The organism is Psychrobacillus sp. NPDC093180 (assembly GCF_044754065.1).
Taxonomy (GTDB): domain Bacteria; phylum Bacillota; class Bacilli; order Bacillales_A; family Planococcaceae; genus Psychrobacillus.
In genome coordinates this window covers 120,086-132,720 of sequence record NZ_JBIVOJ010000013.1, presented here as the reverse complement: position 1 = coordinate 132,720, position 12,635 = coordinate 120,086, and the positions used below count along the sequence as shown (strand labels likewise).

The 12,635-nt window shown below is 38.6% G+C and carries 13 protein-coding genes, 1 rRNA gene and 1 riboswitch; of the genes, 13 read left to right on the top strand and 1 reads right to left on the bottom strand.

The window, feature by feature from the left end; genetic code table 11:
* Positions 1-94 (top strand): 5S ribosomal RNA (gene rrf / locus ACIP9W_RS18475); the annotation flags it as partial.
* Between the two features lie 254 nt (positions 95-348).
* Entirely contained in the window at positions 349-1,344 is a 996-nt protein-coding gene (locus ACIP9W_RS18470) for a nuclease-related domain-containing protein (protein ID WP_400792389.1), read from the top strand.
* Between the two features lie 430 nt (positions 1,345-1,774).
* Here the strand turns inward: ACIP9W_RS18470 and ACIP9W_RS18465 are convergent, their stop codons facing one another.
* Positions 1,775-2,068: a hypothetical protein gene (locus ACIP9W_RS18465; RefSeq protein WP_400792386.1), complete on the bottom strand. Its 294-nt coding sequence runs from the start codon at positions 2,066-2,068 to the stop codon at positions 1,775-1,777.
* A 176-nt stretch (positions 2,069-2,244) separates the two neighbouring features.
* On the opposite strand from ACIP9W_RS18465, the gene ACIP9W_RS18460 reads away from it, so the two are divergent.
* From ACIP9W_RS18460 to purN, 11 genes are all read left to right on the top strand, one after another.
* Positions 2,245-2,436, top strand: coding sequence for an NETI motif-containing protein (locus tag ACIP9W_RS18460; protein WP_282242267.1), 192 nt, complete (start codon positions 2,245-2,247; stop codon positions 2,434-2,436).
* Positions 2,437-2,531: 95 nt separating this feature from the next.
* A riboswitch (purine riboswitch) is annotated at positions 2,532-2,632 on the top strand.
* Between the two features lie 137 nt (positions 2,633-2,769).
* The gene (purE, locus tag ACIP9W_RS18455; protein WP_400792383.1) at positions 2,770-3,258 is read left to right on the top strand and encodes a 5-(carboxyamino)imidazole ribonucleotide mutase; all 489 of its coding nucleotides are present in this window, start codon (positions 2,770-2,772) and stop codon (positions 3,256-3,258) included.
* Positions 3,255-4,376 carry a 5-(carboxyamino)imidazole ribonucleotide synthase gene (gene purK, locus ACIP9W_RS18450; protein ID WP_400792380.1) on the top strand — a complete coding sequence of 374 codons (1,122 nt, stop codon included), beginning with the start codon at positions 3,255-3,257 and terminating at the stop codon, positions 4,374-4,376. The genes purE and purK overlap by 4 nt, the downstream gene beginning before the upstream one ends.
* 16 nt (positions 4,377-4,392) lie before the next feature.
* Positions 4,393-5,688 carry an adenylosuccinate lyase gene (purB, locus tag ACIP9W_RS18445; RefSeq protein WP_282242270.1) on the top strand — a complete coding sequence of 432 codons (1,296 nt, stop codon included), beginning with the start codon at positions 4,393-4,395 and terminating at the stop codon, positions 5,686-5,688.
* A 15-nt stretch (positions 5,689-5,703) separates the two neighbouring features.
* Positions 5,704-6,420, top strand: coding sequence for a phosphoribosylaminoimidazolesuccinocarboxamide synthase (gene purC, locus ACIP9W_RS18440; RefSeq protein WP_400792376.1), 717 nt, complete (start codon positions 5,704-5,706; stop codon positions 6,418-6,420).
* Positions 6,417-6,671, top strand: coding sequence for a phosphoribosylformylglycinamidine synthase subunit PurS (gene purS / locus ACIP9W_RS18435; RefSeq protein ID WP_142541061.1), 255 nt, complete (start codon positions 6,417-6,419; stop codon positions 6,669-6,671). The genes purC and purS overlap by 4 nt, the downstream gene beginning before the upstream one ends.
* On the top strand, positions 6,668-7,354 hold the full coding sequence (gene purQ / locus ACIP9W_RS18430; protein ID WP_400792373.1) for a phosphoribosylformylglycinamidine synthase subunit PurQ: 687 nt from the start codon (positions 6,668-6,670) through the stop codon (positions 7,352-7,354). Before purS ends, purQ begins: the two co-directional genes overlap by 4 nt.
* Positions 7,338-9,569, top strand: a complete 2,232-nt coding sequence (gene purL / locus ACIP9W_RS18425) for a phosphoribosylformylglycinamidine synthase subunit PurL (protein ID WP_400792370.1) — start codon at positions 7,338-7,340, stop codon at positions 9,567-9,569. The genes purQ and purL overlap by 17 nt, the downstream gene beginning before the upstream one ends.
* Positions 9,545-10,966, top strand: a complete 1,422-nt coding sequence (purF, locus tag ACIP9W_RS18420) for an amidophosphoribosyltransferase (protein ID WP_400792367.1) — start codon at positions 9,545-9,547, stop codon at positions 10,964-10,966. The genes purL and purF overlap by 25 nt, the downstream gene beginning before the upstream one ends.
* 11 nt (positions 10,967-10,977) lie before the next feature.
* Positions 10,978-12,033 carry a phosphoribosylformylglycinamidine cyclo-ligase gene (gene purM, locus ACIP9W_RS18415; protein WP_400792364.1) on the top strand — a complete coding sequence of 352 codons (1,056 nt, stop codon included), beginning with the start codon at positions 10,978-10,980 and terminating at the stop codon, positions 12,031-12,033.
* A complete protein-coding gene (purN, locus tag ACIP9W_RS18410; protein ID WP_400792361.1) occupies positions 12,033-12,605 on the top strand; it encodes a phosphoribosylglycinamide formyltransferase in 573 nt (190 codons plus the stop codon). Before purM ends, purN begins: the two co-directional genes overlap by 1 nt.
* Positions 12,606-12,635: the final 30 nt, after the last annotated feature.

Below are 12,635 nucleotides of genomic sequence, written 5' to 3'. Positions count from 1 at the left end.
TCACACCCGTTCCCATACCGAACACGGAAGTTAAGCTCTTTTGCGCCGATGGTAGTTGGGGGTTTCCCCCTGTGAGAGTAGGACGTCGCTGGGCATATATAAAAGTCGTTACCGATTTATTCGGTAACGACTTTTTTTGTGCAGATCAAAATAAGTAAAACGACATTTCCCAGGAAATAACGACATTTTTCATCAATAAAAAAATATGTAAAATTGAATTTTGCCTTCTTATTATGCAACAAAATTCGATTCTCCTCGCGCTTTATTAATCAAAAAAGAATTGTTCTCTTTTTATGCAAATTTACTTTTATTTAAGATGTGTTAATATGCACGAAAAGGGGTGATGACTTGCTTATTAAAAAGCGTACAACGAATTATAAATATTTAGGAATGCAAATGCTTTATGAACGTTTGCCAAATGATCATGCGATGAAGAGTATCATTAATTCCAAACTAAAAGCAGCAGAAGCAGGTATTATAGGAGAAGCAACTGTAGAAAATGTATTTGAGAAACACGATTTCCCTTTTAACTATAATATTTTACATGATGTAAACTTGACTTCGAATGGGAAATTCCAGATTGATACACTATTCATATGTCAGTATTTTATAGTCATCTTAGAGTGTAAGAACATAGTGGGGAAAATGTATTTTGAAAGTAATCCACCTTGTTTGAAACGTGAATTAGACTCTGGAAAAGAGGATCCAATTCCATTTAGGAGTCCCGAAATGCAAGTAGATAGGAGCACTTATTTATTGAGGGAATGGTTGAACAAGCGTGGAATAAATATTCCTATTGTAGGTGTAATTATCTTTAGTAGTACAAAATCAATTGTGAAGAAAGCTCCAAACCATACGGCTGTTATTTATGCATCAAATATTCCTGTTTATATAAGAAAGTTACAAAGGCAGAAAGAATATTTAACTGTTGCTCAAATGAAAGAAGTATCCGAAAAAATAATGCAACATGATCACCCTTATATTCCATATCCCATGTGTAAGAAATGGGGTATTGAACCGGCTGAGTTAATTAAAGGAGTTAAGTGTAATAAGTGCGGCAGATTCGAAATGGTAAAGAAGAGTAATGGATGGAATTGTTCCGTCTGTGGAAATATTGATAGATTAGCTCATCTATTTACAGTCCATGAGTGGTTTGCATTAGTTTCGCACAAGATTACAAATAAAGAGTGTAGGAACTTTTTATGTATAGAATCTCATCAGTTAGCAAGTAGAATACTGAATTCGATGAATCTTTCTAGAAAAGGAAAATCCAAAAATACTACTCACTATATCTTAGAATGGGAGAAATTAGATAACTGGAAAGGAGGAATAGATGAGAAATAGCATAGTTGAACAGTCGTATATCAAGTTTGGACAATCTCCTTCGATAAGGTGTTAAATCTAGAGAAGAAGTTGGAGAATCGAATAGTACTTGGACAATCTTTCGCTTAAGGTGGACAATCTAATATAAAACTTGGACAATCCCCATAGATAAGTGGACAATCCAAAGTAGAAGTTGGACAATCTTTCGCTAAAGATGGACAATCTAATATAAAACTTGGACAATCCCCATAGATAAGTGGACAATCCAAAGCAGAGGTTGGACAATCTAATATAAAACTTGGACAATCCCCATCGATAAGTGGACAATCCAAAGTAGAAGTTGGACAATCGCCTAGTACTTGGACAATCTTTCGCTAAAGGTGGACAATCTAATATAAAACTTGGACAATCCCCATCGATAAGTGGACAATCCAAAGCAGAAGTTGGACAATCACCTAGTACTTGGACAATCTTTCGCTAAAGGTGGACAATCTAATATAAAACTTGGACAATCCCCATCGATAAGTGGATAATCCAAAGCAGAAATTGGACAATCCCCATCGATAAGTGGACAATCCAAAGCAGAAGTTGGACAATCAATTAGTACTTGAACAATCTTTCTCAAAAGCTGGACAATCTTCACTAAAACCTGGACAATCCCTTCGATAGTTGGACAATCTATAGCAGAAGTTGGACAATCAATTAGTACTTGGTCAATCTTCTCTAAAACTTGGACAATCCCCATCGATAAGTGGACAATCCAAAGCAGAAGTTGGACAATCGATTAGTACTTGGACAAACTCTCCCTAAAGCCGGACAATCTCTCTCCAAAGTTAGAACACTCAACCCCACCATAAATTGATGAAAATGATTATATAAGCTATCCTTATAAGGAATATTGAATTTGGAGGTTGGCTGGCTATGAAAAAAGAGACAGTTTGGTTTGAAGTAGAGGAAAATGAAAGCATCGCAGCGTGTATAGAAAGAATGGAACAACAAGGCTTTCGAGTAGCGGGAAGAAAGGAAGAACCAATTTTTGCAGAAGTGGACGGACAACCAATCCCTGTTAAACAATTGATACTGTTAAAAGGTATTAAAGAAGAAAATATATAAAAATAATGTCAATAACCGAACAATTTATTTTTAGATATATACATTGTTCGTATTTTTGCATTGACGTGACTCATCAGTCTTGATAAAATATGATTAGCAACAGACAATTAGATCCCCATATATGCTAAAGAATTGGCTTTAGCGTTTCTACCAAGTCACCGTAAATGACAGGACTATGAGGGAAAGCAACTTTTGGATTATGCTAAGAGGATGTGTTCACGTATGTTATTAATGACACTAACTAAGCAACTAAGTTCCTTAAGTAAACTGCTTTTCTTCCGTAGAGAGTGGTTTATTTAGGGAATTTTTTTGTTTGACGAAAGGACGAAAATAATGAACGCAAAAATTGGTGTAATTATGGGTAGTTCTAGTGATTGGGAAACAATGAAATATAGCTGTGAAATCCTAGATGAACTAAATATACCGTATGAGAAACAAGTCGTATCTGCACATCGTACGCCTGACCTCATGTTTGAATATGCAGAGCAGGCTCGTAAACGTGGAATACAAGTGATTATCGCGGGAGCTGGTGGAGCTGCACATTTACCAGGAATGGTTGCCGCTAAGACTACGCTTCCTGTTGTCGGGGTCCCTGTCCAATCTAAAGCACTGAATGGATTAGATTCATTATTATCGATTGTACAAATGCCAGGGGGCGTTCCAGTTGCGACCGTAGCAATCGGCAAAGCAGGAGCAACGAATGCCGGATTACTTGCTGCCCAAATTCTTTCGATCCAAGATGGAGAAATAGTAGAACGATTAGAAAAACGAAGAGAAGAAACGAAAAACAAAGTATTTGAAAGTAACGGTGATCTTCAATGACGAAAGTAATTTATCCTGGACAAACAATCGGTATTATCGGTGGTGGACAACTCGGTCGTATGATGGCGTTGGCTGCAAAAGAGGCTGGTTATAAAATAGCTGTACTTGAACCTACAATGGATTCGCCATGTGGCCAAGTCGCAGACATTCGCATTGTTGCAGCTTATGATGATGAAGCTGCTTTAGAAGAACTAGCAGAAGTGAGCGACGTAATTACCTATGAATTTGAAAATATCGATTATGACGGTTTGAAACGATTATCACAAATTGCATATGTTCCTCAAGGTGCCGAACTTGTAAAAATTACGCAAGATCGCATACTAGAAAAAACAGAACTTCAGGCTGCTGGCGTACCAATTGCGAAATTTGTCGAAGCAAGTACTTTTGAGGAACTGGAACAGCGAATTGATGAGGTCGGATTTCCTTGTGTCGTAAAAACTTCACGTGGGGGATACGATGGAAAAGGACAACAAACCATACAATCCAAAGAGGACCTACCACTTGCTAAAACGCTATTTGAACATTCTGCTTGTATTGCCGAGGCATTTGTTCCTTTTACGAAAGAAATATCGGTTATCGTACAGCGTAATGGAGATGGACAAACATACTGTCTTCCAATCGGTGAAAATATTCATGTAAATCATATTTTGCACGAAACCATTATCCCAGCACGTATAGATGAATCACTTGGAGAAAAAGCGATTAAAGCGGCTAATATGATTGCCAATCATTTAAATCTTGTTGGTACGCTTGCAGTGGAAATGTTCGTGTTAGACGACGAAGAAATATTGATAAATGAATTAGCACCTAGACCACATAACTCGGGTCACTATTCTATAGAAGCTTGTAATATTTCGCAATTCCATCAACATATTCGGGCAGTTTGTGGTTGGCCTTTACGTGAACCAAAGCTTTGGACAGACACAGTGATGGTAAATGTTTTAGGACAGCATGTTATATCATTAACAAACTCGATGACTAAGTATCCAAACTGGTCCGTTCACTTATATGGAAAAAGCGAAGCGAAAACAAATCGCAAAATGGGACATGTTACGATTCTTTCAACTAATATTGAGCAAACTATAGAAGAAATTGAAAAATCTAAAATCTGGTCTTAATACAGGAGGAACTTGAATGATCGAACGCTATACTCGCCCGGAGATGGGTGCAATCTGGACTGAAGAAAACAAATACAATGCTTGGCTAGAAGTAGAGATATTAGCTTGTGAAGCATGGGCCGAAATTGGAGATATTCCTAAAGAAGATGTAGTAGCACTTAGAAAAAATGCATCATTCAATGTAGAACGTATTTTAGAAATAGAACAAGAAACAAGACATGATGTAGTAGCTTTTACACGCGCTGTTTCTGAAACATTGGGAGAAGAGCGTAAATGGGTTCATTATGGTCTTACTTCTACTGATGTAGTAGACACGGCTCTTTCTTACTTAATCAAACAAGCAAACGTTATTATCCGAAAAGATATTCAGAACTTTATCGAAATCTTGGAAAATAAAGCAAAAGAACATAAATATACAGTTATGATGGGACGTACGCATGGAGTACATGCAGAGCCTACAACATTCGGACTAAAACTTGCACTTTGGACAGAAGAGATGAAACGTAACTTAGAGCGTTTTGAAGCTGCTGCAAAAGTAATTGAAACTGGGAAAATGTCTGGTGCAGTCGGAACATATGCAAACATTGATCCATTTGTAGAGAAATATGTTTGTGAAAACTTAGGACTTGCAGCATCACCAATTTCTACACAAACATTACAGCGCGATCGTCACGCACAGTACATGAGCACGCTGGCTTTAATCGCAACTTCTATCGAAAAGTTTGCAACGGAGATTCGCGGGTTACAAAAGTCAGAAACACGTGAAGTAGAGGAGTTCTTTGCTAAAGGACAAAAAGGTTCTTCTGCAATGCCCCATAAACGTAATCCGATCGGTTCTGAGAATATGACAGGACTTGCAAGATTGATTCGTGGTTATATGATGACAGCGTATGAAAATGTCTCTTTATGGCATGAAAGAGATATCTCTCATTCTTCAGCAGAACGTGTTATTTTACCGGATGCAACCATTGCACTTAACTATATGTTAAATCGATTTAGTAACATCGTGAAAAACTTAACGGTGTTCCCAGAAAATATGAAGCGAAATATGGATTCCACATTAGGTTTAATTTATTCTCAACGTGTACTACTGGCACTAATCGACAAAGGCTTAGCTCGTGAAGAAGCGTATGATACAGTGCAGCCGCTTGCCATGAAAGCTTGGGAATCGCAAACAGCATTCCGTACATTTGTAGATGCAGAAGAAAAAATCACTTCACTACTTTCTAAAGAAGAGCTGGATGATTGCTTTGATTACAACTATCACATTCAGCATGTGGATATGATTTTCGAGCGTTTAGGACTTAACTAATCGGAGGAATTCACAGTGGAAAAAGGTCGTCTATTATACGAAGGTAAAGCAAAACAATTATTTACAACAGAAGATGAAACTATTTTATTTGTATCTTATAAGGATAGTGCTACAGCTTTTAATGGAGAGAAAAAAGAAGAAATAGCTGGTAAAGGAATATTAAATAATAAAATCACAACTATTCTTTTCGATCAATTAAAAAAGCATGGAATTGATTCTCATTTTGTTGAGCAAATTTCGGAAAATGAGCAACTGGTAAGGAAAGTAGAAATTATTCCTCTAGAAGTAGTTGTTCGAAATGTAGCAGCAGGAAGTTTGGCAAAAAGATTGGGAATTGACGAAGGAACAACCTTAAAGCATTCGATTGTAGAGTTTTACTACAAAGATGATACGTTAGGGGATCCTTTACTTACAGATGCTCATCTTACATTGTTAGAACTTGCAACACCAGAGGAAATAGAGACGATCAAAATGAAAGCCCTAGAAATTAATAAAGTGTTACAGCCGATTTTTAAAGAAATCGGTGTAACACTAATTGATATGAAACTAGAATTTGGAAAAACTTCAGATGGTGAAATACTACTTGCAGATGAAATCTCTCCAGATACTTGTAGATTATGGGACGATGAAACAAATAACAAGCTCGATAAAGATGTTTTTCGACGTAACTTAGGTAATTTAACAGATGTTTATGAAATTATACTTTCCCGACTAGGAGGACTATTAAAATGAAAAAAGTTAAAGTATATGTGACATTACGTGAAAGTGTTTTAGATCCACAAGGTTCCGCAGTTATGGGTGCTCTTCACTCTATGAACTATAAGGAAGTTTCAGATGTTCGTATCGGAAAGTTTTTGGAGCTTCAAATCGAAGAGTCGGATCGTGATTTAGATACAACTGTTAAAGAAATGTGTGAAAAGCTCCTTACAAACACAGTAATCGAGGACTACCGTTATGAAGTTGAGGAGGTAGCTGGCAAATGAAGTTCGCAGTTATCGTTTTTCCAGGATCCAACTGTGATTTAGATATGTATCATGCGATTAAAGACGAGCTTGGAGAAGAAGTAGAGTACGTTTGGCATGATGAAACAGATTTAAGTGGGTTCGACGGTGTTTTACTACCAGGTGGCTTCTCTTATGGAGATTATTTACGTTGCGGAGCGATTTCTCGTTTCTCGAATGTTATGTCAGAAGTGGTAAAAGCTGCGGAAGCGGGTAAACCAGTTCTTGGTGTATGTAATGGATTCCAAGTGTTAACAGAAGCTGGTCTTTTACCAGGAGCATTATTACGTAATAAAAACCTTAAATTTATGTGTCGTACGGTTGGTCTAAAAGTAGAAAACAATGAAACTCAATTTACTTCAGCTTATCAAAAAGGCGAAGTAATTCAAATTCCAATCGCACATGGTGAAGGTAACTATTATTGCGATGAAGAAACACTAGCTCGTTTAAAAGAAAACAACCAGATCGTTTTCACCTATGCTTCTGAAAATCCAAACGGAAGTATCGAAGACATTGCAGGTATTATAAACGAAAAAGGAAACGTCTTAGGAATGATGCCTCACCCAGAGCGTGCTGCGAATGACATAATGGGTGGATCAGACGGGCTTGCATTATTCAAATCAATAGTGAAACAGTGGAGGGAATCTCATGTCAATCATGCTTGAACCAAATCCGGAGCAAATTAAGGAACAAAAAATATATACACAAATGGGAATGTCAGACGAAGAATTTGAAATGGCAGAAAAGATTTTAGGACGGCTTCCAAATTACACAGAAACAGGATTGTTTTCGGTTATGTGGTCTGAGCATTGCTCATATAAAAACTCTAAGCCAGTATTACGTAAATTCCCTACAAAAGGACCACAAGTATTACAAGGTCCTGGTGAAGGTGCTGGAATCGTGGATATTGGCGACGGTCAAGCAGTTGTTTTCAAAATGGAATCACATAATCATCCATCTGCAATCGAACCATATCAAGGGGCGGCAACTGGCGTTGGTGGTATTATCCGTGACGTCTTTTCCATGGGAGCTCGTCCGATTGCGATGCTAAACTCTTTGCGTTTCGGTGAGTTAAAAACACCACGTGTGAAATACCTATTTGAAGAAGTTGTAGCTGGAATTGCTGGTTACGGTAACTGTATCGGAATTCCAACAGTTGGTGGGGAAATTCAATTTGATGATTGCTACGAAGGTAATCCACTAGTTAATGCTATGTGTGTTGGGTTGATCAACCATGAAGATATACAAAAAGGGATTGCAGCTGGTGAAGGTAATACAGTAATGTATGCTGGTGCAAAAACTGGTCGTGACGGAATTCATGGTGCAACATTCGCTTCGGAAGAATTGACAGAAACTTCGGAAGAAAAACGTCCAGCTGTACAAGTTGGGGATCCATTTATGGAAAAACTTTTACTAGAGGCTTGTTTAGAAGTTGTAAAATCAGATGCACTAATTGGTATTCAAGATATGGGTGCTGCTGGATTAACTTCTTCCTCCGCTGAAATGGCTTCTAAAGCTGGACATGGTGTGGAATTGAACTTAGACTTTATTCCTCAACGTGAGACGGGAATGACAGCATATGAAATGATGCTTTCAGAATCACAGGAACGTATGTTAATCGTAGTGAAAAAAGGTCGCGAAGATGAGATCGTGAAGATTTTTGATAAATATGGCTTAGATTGTGTAGCTGTAGGTAAAGTAACGAATGATAAAATGCTTCGTCTACTTCACAAAGGAGAAGTTGTGGCAGAAGTTCCGGCAGATGCGTTAGCTGAAGAAGCACCAGTATATTATAAGCCATCTTCTGTACCTGCTTACTTTACAGAATATCAAGCGATGGAAAATGTGGAACCGGTAGTCACAGATTATAAAGAAACACTTCTTAACCTATTACAACAACCAACAATTGCTTCAAAAGAATGGGTTTATGATCAATATGACTATCAAGTTCGTACTAGTACAGTAGTAACTCCTGGTTCGGATGCTGCAGTAGTTCGTGTTCGTGGTACAAACAAAGGGTTAGCTATGACAACGGATTGTAACTCCAGATACATCTATTTAGATCCAGTAGTAGGCGGGAAAATTGCTGTAGCAGAAGCTGCGCGTAACGTCGTATGTTCTGGTGCAAAACCACTCGCTATTACAGATTGTCTGAATTTTGGTAATCCAGAAAATCCAGAAATCTTCTGGCAGCTTGAAAAATCTGCTGATGGTATTTCGGAAGCTTGTATCGCATTAGACTCACCGGTTATCGGTGGTAACGTATCGTTATATAACGAACGTAGCGGAACAGCAGTTTATCCAACACCAACGATTGGCTTAGTTGGACTAGTAGAAGATTTAGCACATGTAACAACACAAGACGTGAAGCAAGCAGGAGATATCGTCTATGTAATTGGTGAAACAAAAACAGAATTCGGTGGATCAGAGCTTCAAAAATTAGTAGAAAAACGTATTTTTGGACAAGCACCTTCAATTGATTTAGAAGTGGAAGCAGCACGCCAAAAATCATTACTTTCCGCTATTAAGTCTGGGGTTGTACAATCTGCTCATGATATTGCAGAAGGTGGACTTGCAGTTGCATTAGCAGAAAAAGCTTTCGGTGCAAACGGACTTGGAGTAGAAGTAACATTGAATGGTTCTGCAACAACAGTACTATTTAGTGAGTCTCAATCTCGTTTTCTTGTAACAGTTAAACCTGAAAATGCAGCTAAATTTGAAGCAATCGTAAATGACGCAGTTAAAATTGGTGCTGTAACTGATTCGAATAAAGTAGTAATTACTAACGAAGACGGAACTGAATGGATTAGCGGTTCTGTTGAAGAATTCCGTTCCGCTTGGAAAGGAGCAATACCATGCTTGCTGAAATCAGAGGCTTAAACGAAGAATGTGGTGTTTTCGGAATTTGGGGACACCCAGATCCTGCACCAATTAGTTATTATGGTTTGCATGCTTTGCAGCATCGAGGTCAAGAAGGTGCTGGAATCGTTATTACAGATGGAGAATTTTTGCGAGCTGTCAAAGGTGAAGGGTTAGTAAATGATGTCTTCAGTAATGGAAAGCTTGAAAAACTCCAAGGAAAAGCTGCAGTTGCACATGTTCGTTATGCGACTGCAGGCGGATCTGGACTTGAAAATGTGCAGCCACTTCTTTTTAATTCTACTACTGGCAGTCTTGCAATCGCTCATAATGGCAACATCGTCAATGCAGGTCGTTTAAAACGTAGTTTAGAACAGCAAGGTAGTATTTTTCAAACAACTTCTGATACAGAAGTAATTGCTCATTTGTTAAAGAAAAGTCATTATAATTCTTTGGTGGAACGTGCGAAAGAAGCGTTAAGATTATTAGACGGTGCGTTTGCAGTTGTTATATTGACAGAAGATAAATTATTAGTAGCTCAGGATCCACATGGGATGCGCCCGCTTTCGTTAGGAAAATTAGATGATGCTTGGGTAGTAGCTTCGGAAACAAGTGCATTTGATTTAATCGGTGCAGAAGTTATTCGTTCAGTTGAACCTGGTGAACTACTTATTATTAATGATGAAGGTGTCCGTTCAGAACGTTTTTCAGAGCCAGCAGAACGAGCAATTTGTACAATGGAGTATGTGTATTTCTCTCGTCCCGATTCGAATATCGATGGGATCAATATACACATGGCAAGAAAACGTCTAGGGAAACAACTTGCAAGCGAAATTCAAATAGATGCAGATATTGTTACTGGCGTGCCAGATTCTAGTATTTCGGCAGCGATTGGATTTTCAGAAGCTTCTGGTATTCCATATGAAATGGGCCTTATTAAAAACCGCTATGTAGGGCGTACATTTATTCAGCCCTCACAAGATTTACGTGAGCGTGGAGTGAAGATGAAACTTTCACCGGTACGTCAAGTGGTGGCAGGTAAACGTGTGGTCATGGTGGATGATTCGATTGTACGAGGTACAACTTCCAAACGTATAGTAAAAATGTTAAAAGACGCTGGAGCCAAAGAAGTGCATGTTGTCATTAGCTCTCCTCCATTAAAAAGTCCTTGTTTTTACGGAATTGATATTAGCACAGATTCGGAACTCATTGCTTCGAATAATAGTGTAGAAGAAATGTGTGAACTGATTGGTGCGGACTCTCTTTCCTTTTTATCAGTAGAGGGCATGGTAGGTGCGATTGGACGAACGGATGAAGGAAAAAATTGTGGGCACTGTCTAGCTTGTTTTACTGGGGAGTATCCGACTCCGATTGCTCCGAATACGAAATTACCACATGAAAAAGAGCTTGTTCGATAGGAGGATTTTACATGTCAAAAGCATATGAAAAAGCAGGCGTTAATATCGAAGCCGGCTATGAAGCAGTTCAGCGAATGAAATCGCATGTCGAACGGACAGCTAGAAAAGGTATCATGGGTACTTTTGGTGGGTTCGGTGGTATGTTTGATTTGTCTTCATTGAATTATAAAGAGCCAGTCCTTATTTCGGGTACAGATGGTGTTGGTACGAAGTTAAAATTAGCGTTTATGATAGATTCACACGATACGATTGGTATAGACTGTGTGGCTATGTGTGTAAATGATATTGTAGCACAAGGTGCGGAGCCATTGTTTTTCCTTGATTATGTTGCAGTTGGAAAAGCAGTTCCTGAACGTATTGAACAAATTGTCAAAGGCGTTGCTGATGGTTGTGTTCAATCCGGAGCAGCATTAATTGGTGGAGAAACAGCTGAAATGCCAGGTCTATATGAGGAAAATGAATATGATCTAGCAGGGTTTGCAGTTGGCGCTTGTGAAAAATCGAAAATTGTAACAGGCGAAAAAATCACCGAAGGAGACGTGCTAGTGGGTATTGCTTCTAGTGGTGTCCATTCTAATGGTTATTCTCTTGTACGTAAAATAGTATTTGAAGAGCAAGGCTATTCTGCTGACACAGTAGTTGTAGGTTATGAAGAGCTTGGAGAAATCGGAAAAGCACTTCTTACACCAACAAAGATTTATGCAAAGCCTGTAATGGAAATGCATCAAGAGCTTTCTATTCACGGCATGGCACATGTAACAGGTGGAGGGTTCTATGAAAACTTACCACGTATGATGCCTGAAGGATTAGCGGTAGAGGTAGATTTAGGGTCATGGGAAGTACTACCTATTTTCAACATGCTAAAAGAAAAAGGCGAGCTTACGGATCGTGATTTATATAACGTATTTAATATGGGAATTGGTTTTGTATTAGCATTATCTGAAGAGGAAGCCGCAAAAGCAATTACCATTGCAGAAAATCACGGGGAAAAAGCATACACAATTGGTCGTGTTGTGAAAGGTGAAGGTGTCTTGTTCAACGGAACGCATGACGGGAGTTTAGTGTAATGATTGGAAAACCGAAATTTGCAGTATTTGCATCAGGAAGCGGAAGTAACTTTCAAGCAATCCATGATGCAGTGGAAGCTGGACATTTATCTGGAACAATAGCACTTGTAGTGACAGATAAGCCAGATGCCTTTGTAGTAGAACGTGCACGTATTGCAGGTATTGAAACTCTTGCCATTAAGCCTTCTAGCTTTTCTTCGAAAGCAGCTTATGAACAAGAAATTTTACAAAAGCTAAAAGAGCTTGAAGTAGAGTGGATTGTTCTTGCAGGATATATGCGTTTAATCGGGAATGTTTTGCTTGAGGCGTATTCTAGCCGGATTATCAATATTCACCCTTCTTTATTGCCTTCATTTCCAGGAAAAGATGCAATCGGACAAGCGATGGCACATGGAGTGAAGTTAACGGGAGTGACTGTTCACTACGTGGATGCTGGGATGGATACTGGTCCGATTTTAGCGCAAGCTGCAATAGAAGTAGTGGACGGCAATAGAGAGAAAACCGAAGAACGTATTCATGCAGTAGAGCATGAGTTATATACGAAAACATTACAAAAATTATGGAGCCGGTAGACTTTACCGGCTTTTCTTACTTAAACTAAA

Bases quoted from the DNA above. Each gene is read 5' to 3' on its own strand.
- purL (WP_400792370.1), top strand. From the start codon at position 7,338: ATGTCAATCATGCTTGAACCAAATCCGGAGCAAATTAAGGAACAAAAA.
- ACIP9W_RS18465 (WP_400792386.1), bottom strand. From the start codon at position 2,068: ATGGGGATTGTCCAAGTTTTAGAGAAGATTGACCAAGTACTAATTGAT.
- purN (WP_400792361.1), top strand. From the start codon at position 12,033: ATGATTGGAAAACCGAAATTTGCAGTATTTGCATCAGGAAGCGGAAGT.
- purK (WP_400792380.1), top strand. From the start codon at position 3,255: ATGACGAAAGTAATTTATCCTGGACAAACAATCGGTATTATCGGTGGT.
- purE (WP_400792383.1), top strand. From the start codon at position 2,770: ATGAACGCAAAAATTGGTGTAATTATGGGTAGTTCTAGTGATTGGGAA.
- purM (WP_400792364.1), top strand. From the start codon at position 10,978: ATGTCAAAAGCATATGAAAAAGCAGGCGTTAATATCGAAGCCGGCTAT.
- purS (WP_142541061.1), top strand. From the start codon at position 6,417: ATGAAAAAAGTTAAAGTATATGTGACATTACGTGAAAGTGTTTTAGAT.
- ACIP9W_RS18460 (WP_282242267.1), top strand. From the start codon at position 2,245: ATGAAAAAAGAGACAGTTTGGTTTGAAGTAGAGGAAAATGAAAGCATC.
- purF (WP_400792367.1), top strand. From the start codon at position 9,545: ATGCTTGCTGAAATCAGAGGCTTAAACGAAGAATGTGGTGTTTTCGGA.
- purQ (WP_400792373.1), top strand. From the start codon at position 6,668: ATGAAGTTCGCAGTTATCGTTTTTCCAGGATCCAACTGTGATTTAGAT.
- purB (WP_282242270.1), top strand. From the start codon at position 4,393: ATGATCGAACGCTATACTCGCCCGGAGATGGGTGCAATCTGGACTGAA.